The organism is Streptomyces sp. S.PB5, from assembly GCF_030403745.1.
In the GTDB taxonomy this organism is placed as follows: domain Bacteria; phylum Actinomycetota; class Actinomycetes; order Streptomycetales; family Streptomycetaceae; genus Streptomyces.
Map to the genome: position 1 here is coordinate 47432 of NZ_JAQMWP010000028.1, position 24272 is coordinate 71703.

22 protein-coding genes and 2 pseudogenes are annotated in these 24272 nt (G+C 71.4%); 17 read left to right on the forward strand and 7 right to left on the reverse strand.

The window, feature by feature from the left end:
- The 6 genes from PH203_RS44245 to PH203_RS44270 form a co-directional block, all read right to left on the reverse strand.
- Nucleotides 1-288, reverse strand: a complete 288-nt coding sequence (locus tag PH203_RS44245; protein WP_007382995.1) for a DUF1416 domain-containing protein — start codon at nucleotides 286-288, stop codon at nucleotides 1-3.
- A 66-nt stretch (nucleotides 289-354) separates the two neighbouring features.
- Nucleotides 355-1194 carry a sulfurtransferase gene (locus PH203_RS44250; protein ID WP_289928040.1) on the reverse strand — a complete coding sequence of 280 codons (840 nt, stop codon included), beginning with the start codon at nucleotides 1192-1194 and terminating at the stop codon, nucleotides 355-357.
- A 433-nt stretch (nucleotides 1195-1627) separates the two neighbouring features.
- The gene (locus PH203_RS44255) at nucleotides 1628-2356 is read right to left on the reverse strand and encodes a DUF2993 domain-containing protein (protein WP_289928042.1); all 729 of its coding nucleotides are present in this window, start codon (nucleotides 2354-2356) and stop codon (nucleotides 1628-1630) included.
- An 822-nt stretch (nucleotides 2357-3178) separates the two neighbouring features.
- A complete protein-coding gene (locus PH203_RS44260) occupies nucleotides 3179-4267 on the reverse strand; it encodes a hypothetical protein (RefSeq protein ID WP_289928044.1) in 1089 nt (362 codons plus the stop codon).
- 2 nt (nucleotides 4268-4269) lie between these two features.
- Complete coding sequence (locus tag PH203_RS44265) at nucleotides 4270-4524, reverse strand: MoaD/ThiS family protein (RefSeq protein WP_289928045.1); 255 nt, start codon at nucleotides 4522-4524, stop codon at nucleotides 4270-4272.
- 44 nt (nucleotides 4525-4568) lie between these two features.
- The gene (locus tag PH203_RS44270; protein WP_289928046.1) at nucleotides 4569-5495 is read right to left on the reverse strand and encodes an alpha/beta fold hydrolase; all 927 of its coding nucleotides are present in this window, start codon (nucleotides 5493-5495) and stop codon (nucleotides 4569-4571) included.
- A gap of 127 nt (nucleotides 5496-5622) precedes the next feature.
- On the opposite strand from PH203_RS44270, the gene PH203_RS44275 reads away from it, so the two are divergent.
- The 7 genes from PH203_RS44275 (at nucleotide 5623) to PH203_RS44305 (ending at nucleotide 11782) form a co-directional block, all read left to right on the forward strand.
- On the forward strand, nucleotides 5623-6402 hold the full coding sequence (locus tag PH203_RS44275) for a response regulator transcription factor (RefSeq protein WP_289928047.1): 780 nt from the start codon (nucleotides 5623-5625) through the stop codon (nucleotides 6400-6402).
- A 96-nt stretch (nucleotides 6403-6498) separates the two neighbouring features.
- On the forward strand, nucleotides 6499-7521 hold the full coding sequence (locus tag PH203_RS44280; protein ID WP_289928048.1) for a LacI family DNA-binding transcriptional regulator: 1023 nt from the start codon (nucleotides 6499-6501) through the stop codon (nucleotides 7519-7521).
- 153 nt (nucleotides 7522-7674) lie between these two features.
- Nucleotides 7675-8760 carry a trypsin-like peptidase domain-containing protein gene (locus PH203_RS44285; RefSeq protein WP_289928051.1) on the forward strand — a complete coding sequence of 362 codons (1086 nt, stop codon included), beginning with the start codon at nucleotides 7675-7677 and terminating at the stop codon, nucleotides 8758-8760.
- A 29-nt stretch (nucleotides 8761-8789) separates the two neighbouring features.
- Nucleotides 8790-8969, forward strand: a complete 180-nt coding sequence (locus PH203_RS44290) for a hypothetical protein (protein WP_289928052.1) — start codon at nucleotides 8790-8792, stop codon at nucleotides 8967-8969.
- Between the two features lie 99 nt (nucleotides 8970-9068).
- Entirely contained in the window at nucleotides 9069-9806 is a 738-nt protein-coding gene (locus tag PH203_RS44295; RefSeq protein WP_289928054.1) for a response regulator transcription factor, read from the forward strand.
- Nucleotides 9803-11254, forward strand: coding sequence for a HAMP domain-containing sensor histidine kinase (locus PH203_RS44300; protein ID WP_289928056.1), 1452 nt, complete (start codon nucleotides 9803-9805; stop codon nucleotides 11252-11254). Before PH203_RS44295 ends, PH203_RS44300 begins: the two co-directional genes overlap by 4 nt.
- A gap of 84 nt (nucleotides 11255-11338) precedes the next feature.
- Nucleotides 11339-11782 (forward strand): PH domain-containing protein, encoded by a 444-nt coding sequence (locus PH203_RS44305; RefSeq protein WP_289928058.1) that lies wholly within the window; start codon nucleotides 11339-11341, stop codon nucleotides 11780-11782.
- 99 nt (nucleotides 11783-11881) lie between these two features.
- Here PH203_RS44305 and PH203_RS44310 read toward each other — a convergent pair whose 3' ends face one another.
- Nucleotides 11882-13690, reverse strand: coding sequence for a bifunctional metallophosphatase/5'-nucleotidase (locus PH203_RS44310; RefSeq protein ID WP_289928059.1), 1809 nt, complete (start codon nucleotides 13688-13690; stop codon nucleotides 11882-11884).
- A 159-nt stretch (nucleotides 13691-13849) separates the two neighbouring features.
- On the opposite strand from PH203_RS44310, the gene mshD reads away from it, so the two are divergent.
- The 10 genes and pseudogenes from mshD to PH203_RS44360 all read left to right on the forward strand — a co-directional run bounded on the left by mshD (nucleotide 13850) and on the right by PH203_RS44360 (nucleotide 24260).
- Entirely contained in the window at nucleotides 13850-14776 is a 927-nt protein-coding gene (gene mshD / locus PH203_RS44315) for a mycothiol synthase (protein ID WP_289928060.1), read from the forward strand.
- A gap of 161 nt (nucleotides 14777-14937) precedes the next feature.
- Nucleotides 14938-15306 (forward strand): annotated as a pseudogene (locus PH203_RS44320) (GntR family transcriptional regulator); the annotation flags it as partial.
- Between the two features lie 149 nt (nucleotides 15307-15455).
- Complete coding sequence (locus tag PH203_RS44325) at nucleotides 15456-16409, forward strand: ABC transporter ATP-binding protein (protein WP_289928064.1); 954 nt, start codon at nucleotides 15456-15458, stop codon at nucleotides 16407-16409.
- Nucleotides 16406-17374: an ABC transporter permease gene (locus PH203_RS44330; RefSeq protein WP_289928065.1), complete on the forward strand. Its 969-nt coding sequence runs from the start codon at nucleotides 16406-16408 to the stop codon at nucleotides 17372-17374. The genes PH203_RS44325 and PH203_RS44330 overlap by 4 nt, the downstream gene beginning before the upstream one ends.
- Nucleotides 17371-18219: an ABC transporter permease subunit gene (locus PH203_RS44335; protein ID WP_289928066.1), complete on the forward strand. Its 849-nt coding sequence runs from the start codon at nucleotides 17371-17373 to the stop codon at nucleotides 18217-18219. The genes PH203_RS44330 and PH203_RS44335 overlap by 4 nt, the downstream gene beginning before the upstream one ends.
- A complete protein-coding gene (locus PH203_RS44340; RefSeq protein ID WP_289928068.1) occupies nucleotides 18216-19178 on the forward strand; it encodes a hypothetical protein in 963 nt (320 codons plus the stop codon). Before PH203_RS44335 ends, PH203_RS44340 begins: the two co-directional genes overlap by 4 nt.
- Nucleotides 19175-20038, forward strand: coding sequence for a hypothetical protein (locus PH203_RS44345; RefSeq protein WP_289928070.1), 864 nt, complete (start codon nucleotides 19175-19177; stop codon nucleotides 20036-20038). Before PH203_RS44340 ends, PH203_RS44345 begins: the two co-directional genes overlap by 4 nt.
- Nucleotides 20039-20302: 264 nt before the next feature.
- The gene (locus PH203_RS44350; RefSeq protein ID WP_289928072.1) at nucleotides 20303-22543 is read left to right on the forward strand and encodes an RNA degradosome polyphosphate kinase; all 2241 of its coding nucleotides are present in this window, start codon (nucleotides 20303-20305) and stop codon (nucleotides 22541-22543) included.
- Nucleotides 22524-22889 (forward strand): annotated as a pseudogene (locus PH203_RS44355) (CHAD domain-containing protein); the annotation flags it as partial. The gene PH203_RS44350 and the pseudogene PH203_RS44355, both read left to right, overlap by 20 nt.
- Nucleotides 22890-22994: 105 nt before the next feature.
- The gene (locus tag PH203_RS44360) at nucleotides 22995-24260 is read left to right on the forward strand and encodes a CHAD domain-containing protein (protein ID WP_289928132.1); all 1266 of its coding nucleotides are present in this window, start codon (nucleotides 22995-22997) and stop codon (nucleotides 24258-24260) included.
- The last annotated feature ends 12 nt before the right edge of the window (nucleotides 24261-24272 follow it).

A 24272-nucleotide genomic window follows, 5' to 3' on the forward strand; every position in this document is an offset into this window, starting at 1 on the left:
TCAGACGGCGATCGCGACCTCGGCCAGGCCGCCCTGCTGCGCGACGACCGTGCGGTCGGCGGTGCCGCCGGGGACCAGGGCGCGGACGGTCCAGGTGCCCTCGGCCGCGTAGAAGCGGAACTGGCCCGTGGCGGAGGTGGGGACCTCCGCGGTGAACTCGCCCGTCGAGTCCAGGAGGCGGACGTAGCCCACCACCGGCTCGCCGTCGCGGGTCACCTGGCCCTGGATGGTGGTCTCACCGGGCTTGATCGTCGAGGCGTCCGGGCCGCCGGCCTTCGCTCCACACATGTCTTTCTCCAGATTCAGAAGGGTCTGACCGGAAGGAAGGCCGGTCGGGGTGGGACTTGGGTCTGCTTACTTGTTGGCGCCGAGCTCGATCGGGACGCCGACGAGGCTGCCGTACTCGGTCCAGGAGCCGTCGTAGTTCTTGACGTTCTCGACACCGAGCAGCTCGTGCAGGACGAACCAGGTCAGGGCCGAGCGCTCACCGATGCGGCAGTAGGCGATGGTGTCCTTGGCGAGGTCGACCTGCTCCTCGGCGTAGAGCTCCTTGAGCTCGTCGTCCGACTTGAAGGTGCCGTCGTCGTTGGCGTTCTTCGACCACGGGATGTTGCGGGCGGACGGGACGTGGCCCGGGCGCTGCGACTGCTCCTGCGGCAGGTGGGCGGGCGCGAGCAGCTTGCCGCTGAACTCGTCGGGGGAACGGACGTCCACCAGGTTCTGGCTGCCGATCGCGGCGACCACGTCGTCACGGAAGGCGCGGATCGAGGTGTCCTGGGCCTTGGCCTTGTAGTCGGTCGTGGGGCGCTCGGGCACCTCCTCGACCAGCTCGCGGGCGTCGAGTTCCCACTTCTTGCGACCGCCGTCGAGGAGCTTGACGCTCTCGTGGCCGTACAGCTTGAAGTACCAGTAGGCGTACGACGCGAACCAGTTGTTGTTGCCGCCGTAGAGGATCACCAGGGTGTCGTTGGCGATGCCCTTCGCCGACAGGAGCTTCTCGAAGCCCTCCTGGTCGATGAAGTCACGGCGGACCGGGTCCTGCAGGTCCTTCGTCCAGTCGATCCGGATCGCGTTCTTGATGTGGTTCTTCTCGTAGGCGGACGTGTCTTCGTCCACCTCCACGATCGCGATGTTCGGGTTGTCGAGGTTGGCCTCGACCCAGTCGGCGTCGACCAGGACGTCGCTGCGGCTCATGCTCTTTCTCCTCCGGGGCAGTTGCGGCGGGGCGTACGAGTGTGAGGGTGCGCGGCCCGGGCATGCGGTAGCCGGCGCACGGATGCCCTGGGATGCAGGGCGAGGGGATGCGGACGCTCGGGGCTTCCGCTCAGAAAGGGCGACAGAGCATGGCGGCAACGCGGCACAGGTCCACTGCCCGCCGCTTTGTGAGATCCGCCTGTCGCTTCATAGTGGTCGATCGTAGGGACGGACAGCCGGGCATGTCACCGGTGTGTCGTATTTTGAGATGCGATCGTCCGGGATGTGGGATCAGATCGGCTCCCGGGCCGCGTTCGCACGGGTTTCGGGCTCCGGTGGCCGTCGTCACAGCTGGGGTTCGGACGGGTCGTCTCGCTCCTCGGACACTCCTTGTCCGCCGAACGCCGTCCTTCCGGGGCCGCCGACCGCCGTCCTACCCGGCCAGCTCGACGTTCGAACCCTTCACCCCGACCTCTACACCGTTCTCCGCCGCCTCGACCTTGTCGAGCTGCACGCCGCCGGGCAGATCGTCGATCTTCTGCTCGAAGTCGGTGATCGACCGCACCTGTCCCTCCGCGACCTCGACGACCAGGTTCGGCAGGTTGTCCGCGTGCACCTTCACGGTGTCGCCGTCGACGGTGACCGTGCTGAGCACGGGGTACGTCGTCGACCTGCCCAGCGCAGTGATCTTGAGGTTCGCCTTGATCTTGCCGTTGCCGCCGTCGGCGAGGCCGACGATCTGCGCGGTGACCCCGGGGAAGATCTGCGTCGGTTCGGACTTCGCGGCCTTCAGGAGCTCGTCGTACGCGATGGTCGCGGTGCCGGTCGCGGTGGCGGCGGTCGCGGAGCTGTAGTCGCCGGAGAAGGCGACGCCCCTGAAGTTCGCCCTGATGTCGTCGATGCGGATCCTGCCGTTGTCCGTGCCGGTGGCGGCCTCGTAGTCCTTGATGACCACCTCGGTGTCGTCGAGCTCTCCAGAGGCGACCTGGGTGAGGAACGGGAAGCCCTTGATCGACACGTCGGGGGTGGAGGCGAGGTTCTCGGTGGTCCGGAGCTTGTCCGCGACCTCGTCCTCGGCGAGGTTGACCGCTATGCGGTCGGCGATCACGAAGAGGCCGCCGAGGATGACGGCGATGATCAGCAGTATTCGCAGTGCGCGCATGCTTTGGTGTTCCCCCACCTCGGCGGTCTACGTCCGGTTGTCACGGTAACCCTGGGCGGGGCGTCGACCGGGAGTTTGTCGATCAGCTGTGACAGGGAGGGGCCGGGGTGAGGGCTGAGGCCGGGTAGGTCGCCGGGCGAGTGGCTGACGCCGGGTGGGTCGCCGGGGTGGGGGCCGACGCCGGGTGGGTCGCGCAGCCCGGCGCTTACGGGGTGTCTCCCCCAGAGGGGGGACCCCCAGCGCCCACCCGTGCCGCCCTAGGCGGCACGAATGCCCGCAGGCTGGGTAGGGGGAGCGAGATGGCGGCAGCCCACCGGCTGGACGGGCGCGCGAAGCCGCGGGTGGGCGGCAAGCCGCAGGCTGGGGTGGACGGATGAAACCGCAGGCCGGCTGGCAGGCAAGCCGCACGCTCGCTGGGCGCGCGAAGCCGCAAGCCGGGCGAGCAGAAGCCACAAGCCCGCCAGCAGGCAAGCCGCAAACTGGGCGAGCGGAAGCCACAAGCTGGCCGACAGGCAAGCCGCAACCGGGCGAGCGGGCGAAACCACAGGCAGGCCAACAAGCAAGCCGCACGCTCGGCAGGCGCACGAAGCCGCAGGCCGGGGCAGCGAGTGAAGCCGCAAGCTGGCCGGGCGAAACCACAGGCAGGACAGCAGGCAAGCCGCACGCTCGGCAGGCGCGCCAAGCCTCAGGCCGGGCAGCGAGTGAAGCCGCAAGCTGGTCAGGCACGCCAACCGCAGACCGGCCGACAGGCAAGCCGCAAGCCGGGCAGGCGGATGAAGCCGCAGACCGACAGGCTGGGAAGCCGTGAGCCCCGGCCGTCCCCTAACCCAGCGCCCTGCCCAGCACGTACACCGCCGGTGCCGCCGCCGCCAGTGGTAGGGCCACGCCCGCCGTGAAGTGGACGAAGCGGGACGGGTAGTCGTAGCTGGCGACGCGGTGGCCGATCAGGGCGCACATTCCGGCCGTCGCGCCCAGCAGCGCGCCCTCCGCGCCCAGGTCCGTCATGCCGCCGACCGCGATGCCCGCGCCCGCCGCGGCCAGCAGGGAGACCACGACCGACGCGGGGGTGGGCAGCGGCAGTGCGCGGGCCAGGACCGCCACCGCGACCGATGCCGCGCCGACCGTCACCGCGTCGGCGGCCGCGGCGAGGTAGCCGGAGGCGACGATCGCCAGGGCCGCCGAGGCGACCGTGGCCATGAGGCCGTACATGCGGGTGTCGGGGTCGGCGTGGGAACGGAGCTGGAGGACCAGGGAGAGCAGGACCCAGACGCCGAGGGTGCCGAGGATCGCGGACGGGGCCCGGTCGGAGGCCAGCAGGGCCGCGTCGGAGACCAGCGCGCCCAGGAATGCCAGCGCGATGCCCTGCCGGGCCGGCCACATGCCGTTCAGCCGGAACCAGCCGGCCGCCGTGACGGCCTGGAGGAGGACGAGCGGCACCAGGAGCGCGTACGAGCCGATGGCCGCCGTACCGGCGAGGAGCAGGCCGAGGAGGGCGGTGAGCGCGGCGGGCTGCATGCCGGGCTCGATGATCGGGGAGCGGCCTTCGAGGCGGGCGCGCTGGGCGTCGGTGACACGGGCGTTGCCGCCGAGGGTGGCGGGGCCGTAGTCACCGGACGACACCTCCGGCGCGGGAGCCGGCGCCGCCGCCGGTTCCGCGTACGCCGCCGGCTCGTAGCCCTGCTGCGGCAGATACGAGGTCTCCGCGGCCGGCGCGACCGGTGCCTGGAGCTGGGTCTCCCAGGTCTGGCCCTGCCACTGCTGCGTGTACTGCTGGGCGGCGTGCGGGTCCTCGTAACCCTGCTGCTGCCCGGGCCAGGCCTGGTGCGGCTGCTGAGGCGGCTGCGGCTGCTGCCAGTAGGGGTCGTACCCCTGCTGGTACTGCTGCTGCCCCTCGTACGGCTGGTTGGTCATCGTCACCCTCCTGCGAACGGCGGGAGCACCTCGACCGTGCCGCCGTCGGCCAGCCGTACCGTCTCATGTCCGCGGGTGCCCACGGGGTCACCGTCGATGAGGAACGAGCATCGCTGCAGGACGCGCGTGAGTTCGCCGGGGTGTCGCCCGCGCACCGCGTCGAGCGCCTCGGCGAGCGTGTCCGCGTCGTACGCCTCCTCGGCGACGCCGGCCGCGGACTTGGCGGCGGCCCAGTAGCGCACCGTGACCTTGGACATCCGGTTCCCGGTTCCTCTATCGATCGGCTGTGTACACGGTCAGGCTAGCCGCCCTGACCGACAGCCCAGTCCCCGATGCGCCGCAGCAGCTCGTCGGGGGCCGCGTTCTCCGCGTGGCCCATGCCGGGCTCCAGCCAGAGTTCGCCGTGGTCACCGGCGGCGTCGGCGAGCATGCGGGGGTGGTCGAGGGGGAAGTAGCCGTCCCGGTCGCCGTGCACGATCAGCAGGGGGGTGGGGGCGATGCGGGGGACGGCCTCGACCGGGGAGAGCGGGACCGGGTTCCAGTCCCGGTGGTGGATCCTCGTCCGCAGGCCGTAGCGGCCCACCAGGCGGCCCTCGGGGCGGGTTATCAGCCAGTGAACCCTTCGCATAGGGGCCGTGCCGCGGTAGTACCAGCGGGCCGGTGCACTCACCGAAACCACCGCGTCCGAGTGCGCTTCCGTGCGCCCCTCGCGCCCCGAGCCGTCCGCCGCCCCTGCCGCCCCTTCCGGTGTCCCCTCCGGCCGGTACAGGGCCCCGTGCCGCAGCACCACAGAACCGCCCATGGAGAAGCCGACGGTCACCACGCGCGCGTGCCCGAGCGAGCGGGCCCACTCCACCGCGGCCGCCAGATCGAGCACCTCGCGGTCGCCCACCGTGGAGCGGCCGCCGGAGGCTCCGTGACCGCGGAAGGAGAACGTGACCACGCCGCCGTACTGCGTGAACGCCTCCGCCACCCGGCGAACATGAGGGCGATCCGCGTCGCCGGTGAAACCGTGCGCGACGACGAACGCGAGATCACGGGAAGGTGGCGCGGAGGCGTCGGGCGCCGGGCCGGCCGGTTCGTATACGAAGGCCGGCGGATCGTATACGGAATCGATCGTCACACCGTCGTTGGTGTGCAGAAACGTCCGTATAGGTGTGCCTCTGTTCGTCTCAGAGTGCGGAATCGTGGTGGATCGCACCACACGACCTGCCGGATCAATGCGCATGTGGGCTATTCTCCTGAACAGAGGACTCGGGCAACGCAGCCCCCGGGTCCTTTTGTGCTTTCGGGTCACCTGTATACGAAAGATTCGAGAGCTACGACCTCGCCGGGACCGAGGAGGAACCAGCCGTATGAGTTCTCTGCTGCTCCTGACCAATGCCCTCCAGCCGTCGACGGAGGTGCTGCCCGCTCTCGGCCTGCTTCTGCACAACGTGCGGGTCGCTCCGGCCGAAGGCCCCGCCCTCGTCGACACCCCTGGTGCCGACGTCATCCTGATCGACGGCCGCCGCGATCTGCCGCAGGTCCGCAGCCTGTGCCAGCTGCTGCGCTCCACCGGTCCGGGCTGTCCGCTCATCCTCGTCGTCACCGAGGGCGGCCTCGCCGCCGTCACCGCCGACTGGGGCATCGACGACGTCCTCCTCGACACCGCAGGCCCCGCGGAGGTCGAGGCGCGGCTCCGGCTCGCCATGGGCCGGCAGCAGATCGTCAACGACGACTCCCCCATGGAGATCCGCAACGGCGACCTCTCGGTCGACGAGGCGACCTACAGCGCCAAGCTCAAGGGCCGGGTCCTCGACCTGACCTTCAAGGAGTTCGAGCTCCTCAAGTACCTCGCCCAGCACCCGGGCCGCGTCTTCACGCGCGCGCAGCTGCTGCAGGAGGTCTGGGGGTACGACTACTTCGGTGGCACCCGGACCGTGGACGTGCACGTACGACGGCTGCGCGCCAAGCTCGGACCCGAGCACGAGTCGCTGATCGGAACCGTCCGGAACGTCGGTTATCGATTCGTTACCCCCGAGAAGGGTGAGCGGGTCCCCGACGAGGCAAAGCCCAAGAACGCCCAGCCAAAGGCGGAGGATGCGGACGAGACGGCCGTCCTGGACGCCGCCGAGGTCAGTGCGGACGTATAAGCGGACACCGGGAACGCTCGGGCCGGGCACAGGGAACCGACAGGGAAGCTCCCTCACGCCCTGCCCAGAGCGGGTCCATCCGCGTAGACTCCGCGCGTGGCCAAGGTAACCAGGGATGACGTGGCGCGGCTGGCGGGGACGTCCACCGCTGTCGTCAGCTATGTCATCAACAACGGACCCCGGCCGGTCGCCCCGGCCACGCGCGAGCGCGTTCTCGCCGCGATCAAGGAACTGGGCTACCGGCCCGACCGGGTCGCCCAGGCGATGGCGTCCCGCCGCACGGATCTCATAGGCCTGATCGTGCCGGACGCGCGCCAGCCCTTCTTCGGGGAGATGGCGCACGCGGTCGAACAGGCCGCGTCCGAGCGCGGAAAGATGGTGCTCGTCGGGAACTCCGACTACATCGGCGAGCGCGAGGTCCACTATCTGCGGGCGTTCCTGGGGATGCGGGTCTCCGGACTGATCCTCGTGTCCCACGCGCTGAACGACAACGCGGCCGCCGAGATCGAGGCCTGGGACGCGCGCGTCGTGCTGCTGCACGAACGCCCCGAGGCCATCGACGACGTCGCCGTCGTCACGGACGACCTCGGCGGCGCCGAGCTCGCCGTCCGCCACCTCCTCGACCACGGCCACGCCTATGTCGCCTGTATGGGCGGCACCGCCGAGACGCCTTCCGTCGGCGACCCGGTCTCCGACCACGTCGAGGGCTGGCGGCGCGTGATGGAGCAGGCGGGGATCTCCACCGAGGGGCGGCTGTACGAGGCGCCCTACAACCGGTACGACGCCTACCGGGTCGCCCTTGAGGTGCTGTCCGGTCCCGACCGGCCGACCGCGTTCTTCTGCTCCACCGACGACCAGGCCATCGGCCTGCTGCGGGCGGCGCGCGAGCTTCGTATCGACGTGCCGGGTGAGCTGGCCGTCATCGGCTTCGACGACATCAAGGAAGCCGCGCTGGCGGACCCGCCGATGACAACGATCGCATCGGACCGGCCCGCGATGGCCCGGGAGGCGGTGGACCTGGTGCTCGACGACGGGCTTCGCGTCGCGGGTTCGCGCAGGGAGCGCCTGAAGGTCTTCCCGTCGCGTCTGGTCGTACGCCGCTCCTGCGGCTGCGAATAGGCCCTGAACGGGGTTCGCGGTCCGTTTATGAAATCCGCCTGAGAGCCTCCTGACCCTTGCCAGTACCGGCTTTATATCGGGCAAACGAGGTTCTGGCAGCGTTCTCAGGGAGCACTCAGGAAGCTCTCATGGTCGGGCGACAAGCTCTTTTCCATGACCGAGAGCTTCCGCCGCGACGGCGAGTACGAGCAGCACGCTTCCTCCCCCGTGAACCCGGAGTGGCCGCCCCCGCCGACGCAGCCGCCCGCCCAGCCCGTGACCGTCGAGCCGGGAACCACGGTGTGGCCGGCGCAGACCCAGGTCGCCGGCGGAGACGGCAACGGCGGCGGTACCGCTCTCCTGACCGCGCCCCCCGCAGAGCCAGCGCCCGCGCCGAAGAAGCGCGCCCGGGGTCCACTTGCCCTCCTCGCCGCCGTGGCGATCGTGGCCGCGGCGATCGGCGGCGGTACGGCGTACGGCATCCAGGAGCTGACCGGCAGCGACACGGTCGCCTCCAGCAGCACCAGCACGAATGTGATCCCGTCCGCCGCCAAGGGCACGGTGTCCGGCGTGGCCAAGGCGGTCAGCCCGAGCATCGTCGAGATCAACGCCACCTCGAACGCCGGTGAGTCCACCGGCTCCGGCGTGATCATCACCGGTGACGGCGAGATCATCACCAACAACCACGTCATCTCCGGCGCCTCCACCATCAAGGTGAGCACCAGCGACGGCAAGACCTACACCGCGAACGTCGTCGGCACCGACCCCGCGAAGGACCTCGCCCTCATCAAGCTGGAGAACGCCTCCGGTCTGAGCGCGGCCACCCTCGGCGACTCCGACGGCGTCCAGGTCGGCGACCAGGTCGTGGCGATCGGCTCCCCCGAGGGCCTGACCGGCACGGTGACCAGCGGCATCGTGTCCGCCCTCAACCGGGACGTGACCGTCTCGACCGACGAGGGCCGGCAGCAGCAGGGCGGCGGGCAGTGGCCGTTCGAGTTCGGCGGCCAGCAGTTCAACGGCGACACCGGGTCGTCCACGACGACGTACAAGGCGATCCAGACCGACGCGTCCTTGAACCCGGGCAACTCCGGCGGCGCGCTGATCGACATGAACGGCAACATCATCGGCATCAACTCGGCTATGTACTCGGCCAGTTCGGACGCCTCGACGGCTGGCAGCTCGGGCCTCGGGTTCTCCATCCCGATCAACACCGTCAAGTCCGACCTGGCCACGCTGCGGGCCGGCGGCAGCGACAACTGAGCTTCTTCGAACCCCGTAGGGAGTACGTCATGATCAAGCAGGTTTCGCACACGGTGGCCGGCGCCGACCCGGCCGGGTTCGCCCTGGCCCTCGACGTGGCGTACGAACTGCACGCCCCGGTGGCGCGGGCGCCCGAGGTGGCCTCCCCGGCGGTGGCCCGCCGCGGGGCGAGCGCGGGCCGCGCCCGGCGCCGCAGTGCCGCCCGCTGACCCCGTGCCCCTCTCGCACCGGCCGGGAACCATGCGAGGCTGAAAACGTTCACCCTTCAGCTCCCTGCCGGCCCCACCGCACCCGAGGAATCCGAAGCCATGAGCCCCGCCGAAGGCGACCGTGACCCCCAGCGCATCCTGATCGTCGACGACGAGCCGGCCGTGCGCGAAGCACTCCAGCGCAGCCTCGCCTTCGAGGGCTACGACACGGAGGTCGCCGTGGACGGGGCCGACGCCCTCGACAAGGCGACCGCGTACCGGCCCGACCTGGTCGTCCTCGACATCCAGATGCCCCGCATGGACGGGCTCACGGCGGCCCGGCGCATCCGCGGCGCGGGCGACACGACCCCCATCCTGATGCTGACGGCACGGGACACGGTCGGCGACCGGGTGACCGGGCTCGACGCGGGCGCCGACGACTACCTGGTCAAGCCGTTCGAACTGGACGAGCTGTTCGCCCGGGTCCGGGCGCTGCTGCGGCGGTCCTCCTACGCCGCGGCGGCCGGGGCGGCGACCGCCGAGGCCGACGAGGCGCTCACCTTCGCGGACCTGCGGATGGATCTCGCGACGCGGGAGGTGACACGGGCCGGGCGGCCGGTGGAGCTGACCCGCACGGAGTTCACCCTGCTGGAGATGTTCATGGCGCATCCGCGTCAGGTGCTGACCCGTGAGCAGATCCTCAAGGCGGTGTGGGGCTTCGACTTCGAGCCCTCGTCCAACTCCCTCGACGTGTATGTGATGTACCTGCGCCGCAAGACGGAGGCGGGTGGCGAGCCCCGGCTCGTTCACACGGTGCGTGGGGTGGGGTATGTGCTGCGCCAGGGTGGGGCGGAGTGAAGAGGGTTCTGCGCCGGTTCCAGACCCTGCCGATCCGGGCGCGGTTGTCGTTGCTGGTGGCGGCGGCGGTGGCGTTCGCGGTGGCGGCGGTTTCGGTGACGTGTTGGTTCATCGTGCAGGGGAAGTTGTACGACCAGCTGGACGGTGACCTGCAGAAGGCGGCGGCCGTCCAGGGCCCCCAGCGGGTGGGTATCGAGAACGCCCTCGCCAACTGCACACAGACCCCCCAGACCGCCTACAACGGTCCCCGCAACACCTACTCCCAGGCGCTCACCGCCGACGCGACCGTCTGCCTCCTCGGGAACTCCGCGGGCGAGGTCAAGGTCACCCAGGCAGACAAGGGCGTCATCGAGAACAGGCACAACGGTGATGGGATCGTCCACAACGGCACCACGGTGGACGGCACCCCCGTGCGAGTGATGACCGTCCCCCTGACGCTCCAGAACCGCACGACCGGCGAGACCTCGAACGCCGCCTTCCTCGTCGCCGTCTCCCTCAAGGGCACCCAGAACACCCTCAACGAACTCGCCCTCATCCTCCTCCTCGTCTCCGGCGTCGGAGTCCTCGGCGCAGGCGCCGCCGGTCTCGCCGTCGCCCGCGCAGGTCTCCGCCCCGTCGACAAGCTCACCGAGGCCGTCGAACACGTGGCCAGGACCGAGGACCTGAACGTCCGTATCCCGGTCGAGGAGGACGCCGAGGACGAGGTCGCCCGGCTGTCCCGTTCCTTCAACTCGATGACGTCCTCCCTGGCCAGCTCCCGCGAGCTCCAGCAGCAGCTGATCGCGGACGCCGGCCATGAGCTCCGGACGCCGCTCACCTCCCTCCGTACCAACATCGAACTCCTCACCCGCAGCGAGGAGACGGGGCGCCCGATCCCGGAGGCCGACCGCAAGGCGCTCCTCGCCTCCGTGAAGGCGCAGATGACGGAACTGGCGTCGCTGATCGGTGACTTGCAGGAGCTGTCGCGGTCGGCGGGGCAGCGTGGGGAACGGGTCCAGGTGGTCTCGCTGGAGGACACCGTCGAGTCCGCGTTGCGCCGGGCGCGGCTGCGCGGACCGGAGTTGACGATCAACGCGCATGTGGAGCCGTGGTTCACGCGGGCCGAACCGGCGGCGTTGGAGCGGGCGGTGGTCAACATCCTCGACAACGCCGTGAAGTTCAGCCCCGACGGCGGCACCATCGACGTACGGCTGAGCGGGGGCGTCCTCACCGTCCGCGACCACGGCCCCGGCATCACCGAGGACGAACTCCCCCATGTCTTCGACCGCTTCTGGCGCTCCCCCAGCGCACGCGCGCTGCCGGGTTCGGGTCTCGGCCTGTCGATCGTCGCGCGCACGGTGGAACAGGCGGGCGGCCAGGTGACCCTGGCCCGCGCGGAGGGCGGCGGCACGGTGGCGACGGTACGGCTCCCGGGGGCGCCGACGCCGCCGCCGACAGAGCTGCAGTAACCCCGGATCCGGCCCTCCCCGCCCGGGCCCCCACGGCTACGATCCTGCGGACAGTGTCCGGGGAAATCGGGAACGGGGGGCAGCGTGGTCGAGAGGGTGTACCGCAGACAGGCGCCGGCGTGGAAGCCGGCCCTTCTGATCGGGCTGATGTTCGCGGCCGGTACCGCCGAGGTGCTGATCAGCGGCCTACGCGGCTGGGTCGCGGCGTTTCTGATCGCGATGCTGCTCGCAGCCGACGGCTTTTTCGCGCTCACCCTGCTCCGGGCCCGTACGGTCGTGCGGGCCTCCGGGATCACCGCGTACGGCGCCCTGCGGGTACGGAAGTGGTCCTGGCCCGAGATCCGGGAGCTGCGTGTCGAGACCGTCCAGCGCGCCCAGGGCGCCGGGCCGGGACAGATCGTCCACCTGTACGACACGGCGGGCCGCCGGACCACCCTGCCCTTCCTCAACGACCGGGTCCTGCCCCACCTGCACGCCGAGGTCGAGATCCTGCACGGGATGCTCGCGGGCCGGCGAGGGGTGGCGTAGCCGGAAAGGCGGGGACGGAAGGCACCAGACGGGAAGGCGAGACGCGAAGAGGCGGCCGCGTCATGTGACGCGGCCGCCTCTCACTGTTCCCGTGGGGGGTTACTTCACGATCGTGATCCGGTTCGCGGCCGGAGGTGCGATCGGGCTCGTGGCCGAGGAGTTGGCCAGCAGGTACTGCTCAAGGGCAGCCAGGTCGTCCGTGCCGACGAGGTCGTTGGTGCCCTGGCCCAGCGTGGTGATGCCGTCGCCGCCGCCCGCGAGGAAGCTGTTGGTCGCGACGCGGTAGGTGGCCGCCGGGTCGATGGCCGTGCCGTTGAGCTTGATGGAGTCGACGACGATCCGGTCGGCGTCGGTCTTCGTCAGGTCCAGCGTGTACGTGAGGCCCGAGGACGGCTGGAGGATCTTCGGGGAGGCCGCGTTGCTGCCGCTGACCTGCTCCTGGAGGACCTTGATCAGCTGGGCGCCGGTGAAGTCCTGGAGGTTCACGGTGTTGGAGAACGGCTGGACCGTGAAGCCCTCGGCGTAGGTGACCACGCCGTCGCCTTCCGTGCCCTTCTGCGCGTACGTCAGCCCGGCTCGCACACCGCCCGGGTTCATCAGCGCCAGGTCGGTCTCCGGGTCGAGCTGCTTGCCGTAAGCGAGCTGCGCGTCGGCGATGAGGTCGCCCATCGGGGACTCGGTGCCGGTGTTCGGGATGTCGGCGGAGATGTAGCCGATCGCGCGGTTGCCGATGGGCGCCGCGAGGGTGTTCCACTTGCTGATCAGCTCGGTCATGTCCGTGGCCTTGGCGACGGTCCGGGTGACCACGTGGTTCGCCGACTTCACCGCCGTACGGGCGATGTCACCCGTCCACCGGTCGTACGTCAGCGTCGTGTCCGTGTAGAGGCGGCCGAAGGCGGCGGCCGAGGTGACCGTGCGCGGGTTGCCCGCCGGGTCGTTGATGGTGCAGGCGTACGCGGCGTGGGTGTGACCCGTCACCAGCGCGTCGACCTGCGGGGTGATGTTCTTGGCGATGTCCACGATCGGGCCGGAGATGCCGTCGCCCGCGCCCGGGGCGTCGCAGTCGTAGTTGTACGCCGACGAGGCCGGGGCCCCGCCCTCGTGGATGAGGGCCACGATCGACCTCACGCCCTGCGCCTGCAGCACGCGGGCGTACTTGTTGATCGTCTCGACCTCGTCCTTGAACTTCAGGCCCTTGACGCCCTCGGCGGAGACGACGCCCGGAGTGTCCTCCAGGGTCACGCCGATGAAGCCGACCTTGACGCCGTTCTTCTTCCAGACCCAGTAGGGCTTGAGGATCGGCTTGCCGGTCTTCTCGTCCAGGACGTTCGCCGCGAGGTACGGGAAGTCGGCGCCCTCGAACTCCTCGTCCGTGTAGCAGCCGGCGGTCGGGTGACAGCCGCCCTTCTGGAGGCGGCCCAGTTCCTTGGCGCCCTCGTCGAACTCGTGGTTGCCGACCGAGGTGACGTCCAGGTCCAGCTTGTTGAGCGCCTCGATGGTGGGCTCGTCGTGGAAGAGGCCCGAGATCAGCGGCGAGGCGCCGACCATGTCGCCGCCGGCCGCGGTGATGGAGTACTTGTTGCCCGCGCGCGCCTCGCGCAGATGCGTGGCGAGGTACTCGACACCACCGGCGTCGATCGTCTTCGTGGTGCCGTCCGCCTGGAGCTCGGTGACGCGGCCGGAGGAACCGGACGGGGGCTCCAGGTTTCCGTGCAGGTCGTTGAAGGACAGCAGCTGCACGTCCTGGTACCGACTCAGGCCCTTTCCGCCCGGCTTGCCCGTTTCGCCCGCCGAGGCCGTCGAGGGCAGCGCGGCGGCGAGGGCACCGGCGGTCACCAGACCGGCGGTTGCGGCAAGGAGACGGATGGTCCGTCTGCGGCGGTGGTGCGGCTGGGATATGGCTGGCATACGCCCCCCTGTGGGATGTCTGAAATCGCGTGGGCCCCGTCCGGCGCAGCCTAAAGTCAACGCGCGTAGCGCGACAGGGGTTTCATGGTTACATCCTGGTTTCCCTTTGCCTCGCCCTTTGCCCCCACTTTGCGGCACCCTCCCCGTACCCTCGTACGCATGACCAGCGACGACACCGCACCGCGCGGTACTTCCCGCTCGATCGACACCCACTCGGCGCTCTCCCCGGACCAGACCGAAGCGGTCCTGGCGCTCCTCGCGGAGGCCGCGCACCGCGACGGGCAACAGGCGGTGTCGGAGCAGGGTCGGCTGCAGTTGCGCGGCGGCGCGCGCGAGGGGGTGTCGCATTTCCTGCTGACCGTGGACGAGGAACTCGTCGGCTACGCCCAGCTGGAGGACACCGACCCGGTGGAGGCCCCGGCCGCGGAGCTGGTCGTCCACCCGTCGCACCGCGGTCACGGCCACGGGCGGGCGCTGGGCTCGGCCCTGCTCGCCGCGTCCGGCAAGCGGCTGCGGGTGTGGGCCCACGGCGGCCACTCCGCGGCACGGCACCTCGCCCAGGTCCTCGGCCTGACGCTGTTCCGTGAGCTGCGTCAGATGCGTCGTCCCCTGACGGGTCTGGAACTCCCCGACCCGGTCCTCCCGGACGGCGTCTCGGTGCGCACCTTCGTCCCCGGCAAGGACGACGCCGCGTGGCTCGCCGTGAACGCCGCCGCCTTCGCCCACCACCCCGAGCAGGGCTCGCTCCAGCAGCGCGACCTCGACGACCGCATGGCCGAGCCCTGGTTCGACCCCGCCGGCTTCTTCCTCGCCTTCCGCGACGCGGAGCTGGTCGGCTTCCACTGGACCAAGGTGCACGCGGCGGAGCGGCTGGGCGAGGTGTACGTGCTGGGCGTGCGGCCGGGTGCGCAGGGCGGAGGGCTCGGCAAGTCCCTCACGACGATCGGGCTGCGGCATCTGGCGGGGCAGGGGCTGCCGACGGCGATGCTGTACGTCGACGCGGACAACAAGGCGGCGGTGTCCGTGTACGAGCGGCTGGGGTTCGTGACGCACGAGACGGATCTGATGTACCGGACGGAGACGTGAGCCGCCGCGCCTGATCCCCGCCCTCCTCTCCCCCTGCCTCTCTTTCTGAGCCCTCCCCTTCTGAGCCCTCTCCTTCCGAGCACCTCCTTCTGACGGCTTGACTTCCCGGGCCGTCTTACACCACCCTTTCACTACTCAATTAGTGAAAGGGTGGTGGACCGGTGGTCGAGTACCGCATCGACCGGCATTCCGGCGTGGCTACCTACGTCCAGATCATCCAGCAGACCAAGCAGGCCCTCCGTCTGGGCCATCTGGAGCCGGGCGACAAGCTCCCCACGGCGCGCGAGGTAGTGGAGGCCACCGCCATCAATCCGAACACCGTCCTCAAGGCCTACCGCGAGCTGGAGCGCGAGGGACTGGTCGAGGCCCGGCGCGGTCTCGGCACCTTCGTGCGCCGCGGTCTCGGCGCCGCCCCCGCCGACTCGCCCCTGCGCGCCGAGCTCGACGGATGGACGCAGCGGGCCAGGGCCTCCGGCCTCGACCGGGAGGACGTGGCCGCGCTCTTCACCGCCGTACTCGACAAGCACTTCCTGAACCAGCACGGCCTGAACCAGCACGGCCCGGACCAACACGTACCGGATCAACACGACCCGGACCAACACGACCCCGATCAACACATTCCCGATCAACACAGTCCCGACCAGCACAGCCAGGACCAGCACCGCCAGGGAGACCCCTCATGACCGACACCGCTCTCGAGACAGCCGCGCTGGGCAAGCGCTTCGGCCGGCTGAGACGGTCCGCCGGGTGGGCCCTGCGGGACTGCACGTTCGCGCTCCCCGCCGGCCGGGTCTGCGCCGTCGTCGGCCCCAACGGCGCGGGCAAGTCCACGCTGCTCGCCCTCGCCGCCGGTGTCATGGCGCCGACCGAGGGCAGCCTCTCGGTGCTCGGCAGGCCCGCGGGCGAGGCACGCGCGCGTGTGGGGTACGTCGCCCAGGACAAGCCTCTCTACCCCCAGCTCAGCGTCGCCGAGACGCTCCGTATGGGCGCCGACCTCAACCCGGGCCGCTGGGACACCCGCGCCGCCGAGCGGATCGTGACCGACGGCGGCCTGGACCCCAAGGCCCGGATCCGCACCCTCTCCGGCGGCCAGCGCACCCGCGTCGCGCTCGCCCTCGCGCTCGGCAAGAAGCCCGAACTGCTGCTCCTGGACGAGCCGATGGCCGACCTGGACCCGCTGGCCCGGCATGAGCTGATGGGCGTACTGATGTCCCAGGCGGCCCAGTTCGGCACCACGATCGTCATGTCCTCGCATGTCGTGGCCGAGCTGGAGGACTCCTGCGACCACCTGCTGCTGATCGGCGGGGGCCGGGTCCGGCTCAACGGCGAGATCGACGAGCTGCTGGAGACGCACGCGCGCGTGACGACCGCCTCGGACACCGTCCTCGACCCGCACACGGTCGTCGAGTCCCGCACCACGGGCCGCCAGCTGACCGCCCTGATCCGGCCGGCCGCCCCGCTTCCCGCCGACTGGCGCACGAGCACGCCCTCCCTGGAGGAGCTCGTCCTGTCCTATCTGCGCAACCCCGAGGCGCCCGGAAAGACCGATCCGGGGTCCCCGACGAATCCGCCGGCTCCGACGACACCGACGACACCGACGACTCCGACGAGCACCAAGGGGGTCTCCGCGTGAGCACGCTCGCCGCCCCGCGTCTGACCCGCTGGCTGATCCGGCTGCACCGCCCGGCCCTCGCCGTCTGGACCGTCGTACTCCTCGCGGTCGGCACCCTGCTGCTGTGGCTGTGGGGGCCGCTCGCCGATGCCGCGGCCGCGGCCTGGCAGCAGTACGACGCCTGTGCGGGGTCCGGTTGCCGCTACGACCAGGACGCGATCCTGCGCTACAAGGACGTCTACACCTACGCCAACTGGGCGGTCCTGGCCGTCCCCTTCCTGGTCGCCGCCTGGGCGGGCGCCGCCCTCACCGGCCGTGAACTGGAGCTGCACACCGCCCAGTTGGCGTGGACGCAGGGGGTGTCCCCGACCCGTTGGCTGTTCTCGAAGCTGGCCCTGCCGGCCGTCCTGGTCACCGCGGGCACCGGACTGCTGGTCCTGCTGCACCACCAGATGTGGTGGGCGGCGAAGGGCCGGATCGGCAACGCCAAGACCTGGTACGACCCGCCCACCTTCTACGCGGGCGGCCCGATCATCGTCGCCCTCGCCCTCGCCGGCCTGTTCGCGGGCGTCCTCGCGGGCCTGCTCCTGCGCCGCTCACTGGCCGCGCTGGGCACCGCCGTGGTCGCGGTGGGCGCGCTGTGGGCCGGGATCAACTGGGCCCTGCCCCACCTGTGGTCCCCGGTGACCAGCGTGTCGAGCCTCAGCGGCACCGGCCCCGCGGGCGCCGGTATCAACGTCTCGACGGGCCTGCTCACCGCCACGGGCGAGCGCCTCGGCGACCCGTACTGCGGGAGCGGCATCGACGACGACTGCGCCACCCTCTACGACCGCCTCGGCGCGGTGAGCTGGTACCACGACTACCACCCGCTCTCCCACTACTGGCCGCTGCAGCTGACCGCCTCCGCGATCCTGCTCGCCGTCGCCGTCCTGCTGGCCCTGGCCGCGTTCCGTGTGACCGCCGCACGGACGAGGTCCGTCTCATGAACGCGGGCCGGGTGCGGACGGTCCTGCGGCTGCACCGCACGGCACTGATCGTGTGGGCCGTGTTCGTGCTGGGATCGGTGGGCTACCTGGTGTGGCTGACCGAGGTCACCGCCGACGACGTGCACGCGACGCTGGCCGCCTGCCGGGACACCCCGTCGAACTACTGCGGCCTGTGGGCCTCGCAGGACTTCAGCGGTCCGATGGGCTGGATCAGCACGTTCATGTACTACGGCTTCTGGGCCGTCGCCGCCTGGTCGGCCGCCGCGCTCATCGGCCGCGAACTGGAGTCCGGCACCGCGCGGTTGGCGTGGACGCAGGGCGTGACACCGGCCCGCTGGCTGGCCGCGAAGCTCACCGTGCCGGCCCTGGTGCTCATAGCGGGCGGTCTGCTCTTCGTCCCCGTCTTCCGCTGGGCCTGGTCGGCCCACCGCGATCTGATGGGCGACCACTGGGGCTTCGCCGACGTGTTCGCCGCCCGCGGCCCGCTCGTCGTGGCGTACGGCCTGTGCGCCCTCGCGGTCGGCACGCTCACCGCGCTCGCCGTACGGCGTTCCCTGCCGGCCTCGGCCATCGCACTCGCGCTGGTGATCGTGCTCAACCGGTACGTGGAGAAGCACCGCGACGAGTACTGGCCGCCGGTCAGCGGCGACGGACGCGAACTGCCCGACACCGTGTGGCAGTTGGGGGGCGGTGACTATCACCCGCCGTCGCACTTCTGGCCGCTGCACCTCGTCGAGACCGGCATCGTCCTCGCCGTCGCCGCGGCAGCCGCCGTCGCCGCGTTCCTCCTGCTCCGCCACCGCACCGCTCCCGCACGCACGCCCCGCCAGGAGTCGCCCGCATGACCGCAACCCTCCCCATGGCGCCACCGCGTCCCCCGGCCACCGGCCGCACGGTGCTGCGCCTGCACCGCCCCGCCCTGATCGTCTGGGCGGTCCTGGTCGCGGCCGCCGCGCTGGCCTTCCTGTGGGCGTACGGCCCCGGCGCGGACGCCGCCGCGGCCGCGTGGCGCGAGAGCTGCCCCGCCCAGGACCGGACCTGCCAGTGGGACACCACGCTCAACGGCTACTACCGGGCGGTCAAGCTCGCCGAGTGGGCGGTCTACTGGACTCCGAGCCTGGTCGCCGTCTGGGCGGGCGCCGCGCTCGTCGGGCGTGAACTGGAGTCCGGCACCGCGCGGTTGGCGTGGACGCAGGGGGTGACACCGACCCGCTGGCTCGCCGTGAAGCTCGCCGTCCCGGCGGCCCTGCTCGTGGCGGGCACGACCGTCCTCGTACTGCTGCACCGCATGGTCTTCACGGCCAACCGATTCCCGCTGAGCTGGGAGTGGTACGAGGACGGCGCCTTCACCGCCAACGGCACCCTCGGCATCGCCCAGCCCCTCCTCGCCCTCGCGACAGGCGCCCTGGCAGGCGTCCTGCTGCGCCGCACACTCCCGGCCCTGGCGGTGTCCCTCCTGGTGACCAGCACCGTCCAGTACGCCACCGGCGAGCTGACCCCCCGCCTGTGGCCCTACGAGACGGCTGTGGGCACCCTCGACCACTACACCACCCCCGAGAACTCCCTCTGGGGCGACCAGGGCGCCCTCACCTCCACGGGCGCGCGGGTCCCCGACCCGCTCTGCGGCGACAGCGCCCAGTGCCTCGCCGCCCACGACATCACCGGCTACTACACCGACTACCACCCCTCCTCGCACTTCTGGCCCCTCCAACTCATCGAGACGGGCCTCACGTTGACGGCCGCGGCGGCTGCGGTGGGCGCGGCCTTCTGGCTGCTGCGCAGGACGACGAGGACGGCGACATGAGCGCGCCCTCGCTCCCGGTCGGCGCCCGGAACACCGTGCGCCTGCACCACACCGCCCTCATCCTCTGGCTCACGGCGCTGGCCGCCGCCGCGGGGTATCTGATCTGGCTCCGGTCCCTCTCGGACGAGGCCCGCCGCGGCGCCGGCGGGTGTGCCGTGCCGAGCCAGGACGGACTGCCGCTGTGTTCGGCCGTCGAGGCGATCACCGCCGACGCGACGTACCGCGAGGGCATGGCCCTGGTCAGCGGCTGTCTGGCGCTCATGATGTTCCCGGCGGCCGTCTGGGCCGGTGCCGCCGTCGGACGGGAGCTGGAGAGCCGTACCGCCTTGCTCGCCTGGACCCAGGGGCAGGCCCCGGCCCGCTGGCTAGCGGCCAAGCTGACCGTCCCGGCGGTGCTGCTCGCGGCCGGCACCGGCGCCGTCGTCGTACTGAACCGCTGGGCGCGCGGCGATGCCGACCCGAATCTCGTGGGCGACTGGTACTTCCCCGACGTGTTCCTCGCCGCGGGCCCCGCCGCCGTGGCGTACGCCCTCGCGGGGCTCGCCCTCGGTGCGCTCGCCGGACTGCTGACCGGGCGTGGCCTGGCCGGGGCGGGGGTGGCCTTCGCGGGCTGCCTGGTCCTCCACAACCTGGTGGACCTCTTCCGCGCGGACCTGTGGCCGACGCTCACGCACGTCGGCGCCTTCGAGCCGCCGCGCTCGTACTACCAGGTCGACTGGTCGGGCGACGAGACCGTCCTGGCGTATCACCCGCAGTCGCACTTCTGGCCGCTGCAGTACGTCGAGACCGGCCTCCTCCTCGCCGTCGCCGCGGCCGCGACCGCCGCCGCCTTCCTGCTGCTGCGCCGCCGCACGGCCTAGGACCCCGGGCCGCACGTCCCCCCACGGGGGTGGGGGACGTGCGGCCCGGTCATGTAGATGCCCGGGATCCGCCCCCCGGTGTCCCACACGCCATGTCTCCGTAACCATTGGTTCAGACAGACTTGCGACGCTCGGCGAATGAAGCCCGCCGTGCCAGAGCCTTCACCGCCACGTGAGGAGCCCGTGGGGAACGGAGTCGTCGCCGCGCTCCCCACCGCCCGCTCCGACGCGCCTGTCTCGCCCGTGGCGCGGAACAATGGGGGCATGAGCCAGCCCAGCACCCAGGCAGCAGCACAGGTCCAGCACGCGCAGCCCTCCGTGGGCTCCATAGCCGCGCACCGCCCGCACACCGTGGCGGCCGCGGTCTCCGACCTGGAACCCGACATCGACGCCGACCTCGACGCGTACGAGGAGTCCCTGGAGGACGGCGTAGCCCAGCTGCCCCAGGGCCGTTTCCTCGACCGGGAGCGCAGCTGGCTCGCCTTCAACGAGCGCGTCCTGGAACTCGCCGAGGACCCGAACACGCCCCTGCTCGAACGGGCGAACTTCCTCGCCATCTTCGCCAGCAACCTGGACGAGTTCTTCATGGTCCGGGTGGCCGGTCTGAAGCGCCGTATCGCCACCGGTGTCGCGACCCGCTCCGCCTCCGGCCTGCAGCCGCGCGAGGTCCTGGAGATGATCTGGGCCCGCTCGCGCGAGCTGATGGCCCGGCACGCCGCCTGCTACCACGAGGACGTCGCCCCCGCACTCGCGGAGGAGGGCATCCACTTGGTCCGCTGGAACGAGCTCCAGGAGAAGGAGCAGGCCCGCCTGTTCACCCTCTTCCGGCACCAGATCTTCCCGGTCCTGACCCCGCTGGCGGTCGACCCCGCGCACCCCTTCCCGTACATCTCGGGCCTCTCGCTGAACCTGGCCGTGGTCGTACGCAACCCCGTCACGGGCCACAAGCACTTCGCGCGCGTCAAGGTCCCGCCGCTGCTGTCCCGCTTCCTGGAGAGCTCCCCCGGCCGCTACGTCCCCATCGAGGACGTCATCGCGGCCCACCTGGAGGAGCTGTTCCCGGGCATGGAGGTCCTGGAGCACCACGCCTTCCGCCTCACCCGGAACGAGGACCTGGAGGTCGAGGAGGACGACGCCGAGAACCTCCTCAAGGCGCTGGAGAAGGAGCTCATGCGGCGCCGCTTCGGGCCGCCGGTGCGTCTGGAGGTCGAGGAGTCCATCGACCGCGACGTACTGGACCTCCTCGTGCGCGAGCTGAAGATCTCCGAGGCGGAGGTCTATCCGCTCCCCGGCCCCCTGGACCTCACGGGCCTCTTCCGTATCGCCTCGCTCGACCGGCCCGAGCTGAAGTACAAGAAGTTCATCGCCGGCGTCCACCGCGACCTGGCCGAGGTCGAGACGGCGTCCCAGCCCGACATCTTCGCCGCCCTGCGCGCCCGTGACGTCCTGCTGCACCACCCGTACGACAGCTTCTCGACGTCCGTGCAGGCCTTCCTGCAGCAGGCGGCCGACGACCCGGACGTCCTCGCCATCAAGCAGACCCTGTACCGGACTTCGGGCGACTCCCCCATAGTCGACGCCCTCATCGACGCCGCCGAGGCCGGCAAGCAGGTCCTCGTCCTGGTCGAGATCAAGGCCCGCTTCGACGAGCACGCCAACATCAAGTGGGCGCGCAAGCTGGAGGAGGCGGGCTGCCATGTCGTCTACGGCCTGGTGGGCCTGAAGACCCACTGCAAGCTGTCGCTCGTGGTCCGCCAGGAAGGCGACACGCTACGCCGCTACAGCCACGTCGGCACCGGCAACTACCACCCGAAGACGGCCCGGTTGTACGAGGACCTGGGCCTGCTGACGGCGGACCAGCAGGTCGGCGCGGACCTCTCCGACCTCTTCAACCGGCTCTCCGGCTACTCCCGCCGGGAGACGTACCGCCGGCTGCTGGTGGCCCCCAAGTCCCTGCGGGACGGCCTGGTCTCGCGGGTCAACAAGGAGGTCCAGCACCACAACGCGGGCCGCCCGGCCTTCATCCGCATCAAGGTCAACTCGATGGTGGACGAGGCGCTCATCGACTCGCTCTACCGGGCGTCCCAGGCGGGCGTGCCGGTCGACGTCTGGGTGCGCGGCATCTGCGCGATCCGCCCGGGTGTGGCGGGCCTGTCGGAGAACATCAGGGTCCGCTCGATCCTCGGCCGCTTCCTCGAACACTCCCGGGTCTTCGCCTTCGGCAACGGCGGCGAGCCCGAGGTGTGGATCGGCAGCGCCGACATGATGCACCGCAACCTCGACCGCCGTATCGAAGCGCTGGTGCGGGTCACGGACCCGGCCCACCGCGCAGCCCTCAACCGCCTCCTGGAAACCGGCATGTCCGACACCACCTCCTCCTGGCACCTGGGCCCGGACGGCGAGTGGGAGCGGCACGCGACCGACGCGGACGGCCAGCCCCTGCGCAACATCCAGGAGATGCTCATAGACGCCCGGAGGCGCCGGCGTGGCACAGCAACACCTTGACCCGACGGACCCCACCACGGCCGGGCCGATCACGGGGGAAGCCCTGGCGGGCTACCTCCGGGCCCAGGCCATGGAGTTCCTCCGCGCCCTGCGCCAGCACCGCGAGGCCGGCGCCCCGTCCTCGAACGGCACGGAACCCCCCGTGGACGCGGCCCGAGCCCTCCGCCGCTCGGCCCGCCGCATCAGCGGCAGCCTCCACACCTTCCGCCCGCTCCTCGACCCCGACTGGTCGGAACGCATCCGTCCCGAACTGGCCTGGGTCTCAGGCACCCTGGCCTCGGAACACGCCTGCGAGGCCCGCCTGGAGCGACTCCTGCTGGCACTGCACCGACTGTCGGGAGCAACGGCGTTCCCGACCCAGGGAACGACCCCGACCACGACGCCCCGCCCCGGAACGGCAACACCCAGGACGAGGACCCCAGGCCCGGGCGGCACGGTCCGCTCGGGCGGGGTGGCGGGTGCCGGTGGGGCGGCGGACGCGGACGGTGCGACCGGCGCAGGCGGCACGGCAGGCGCCGGCAGCACGACCGACGCGGACAGCACCGCGGGCCCGGGCGGCACAGCAGGCGCCGGCAGCACGACCGGCACCGGCGGCACGGCAGTCACCGGCAGCGCGGGCGGCACGACCGGCCACGGCAGCACGGCAGGCGCGGGCGGCACGACCGACGCGGCAGGTGCTGGCAGCACGACCGGCGGCACGCCCGGCGCCGGACACGTAGCCGCCTCAGCAGGCGCCCACGGCACGGCAGCCGCCGGCGCCGCCGAGGCAGGCAGCCGTACGGCAGACGCGACGGGCGCCGGCAGCACGCCAGCCTCCGCGGGCACGGCGGGGACCACGAGCGCCGACAGCGCAGGCGGCGCGAGCGGCGCGGCCGGACCTGTCGGCACGGCTGGCCCTGGTACATCCGGCACCGTCGGCGCAGGCGCAGCCGGGCGAGGCGACGCGCACCGCTCAGCCACGCCCGGCCGCCGTACCGACGCCGCCGCAGCAGCCCCCGGCCACCGTGCCGTCAGGGCGACCGCCGAACCCAAGAAGGCGGCACCCGGCGGCTCCTCGACGTACCCGGCCCCCACCTCCACCCCCGACCGCGGCAATCTCACCGTGGGCGCGGCGAAAGCGGGCGCTCTCCTCGACCGTCAGCTCACGCTCGCCCGTACCCGGGCCCACAGCACCGCCCTCCAGGCGCTCGGCTCCTCCCGCTTCCACGCGGTCGCCGACCACATCGCCGTACTCGCGAGCGAGGTGCCCCTCGTCCCCATGGCCGCCACGGCAGACCTCCACCCTTACGCCCAGGCCGCCGAGGACCGTCTCAAGGACGCCGTCGCCGCGCTGCCCCTCGTCACCGCGGGCCACCCGTACAACGCCGAGGCCCTCATCCACGGCCTCTCCCCGGACCCGTCCCCGCACCCGCAGGACGCCCCCTGGCACCAGGTCCGCCTGCTGCTGCGCCTGCACCGGTACGCCCGCGAGGTCCTCTACGGCGAGTACGGCGAGAGCGTCGACGTACGGCTGCTCGCGGCGGGTGAGGCGCTCGACCGGCACCGGGACGCGTCCGAGGCGGCGGCCGCCGCCGCGCAGGCGGCCCGCACCCCGCGTATCGCCCCGGCGACCGCGTACGCGCTCGGCGTTCTGCACGCCGACCAGCGCCACGAGGTGGAAGCCGCGCGGTTCGCCTTCCAGCGGGCCTGGCAGATGGAAACCGTCAGGACCTCGTAGCCGAACAGGACC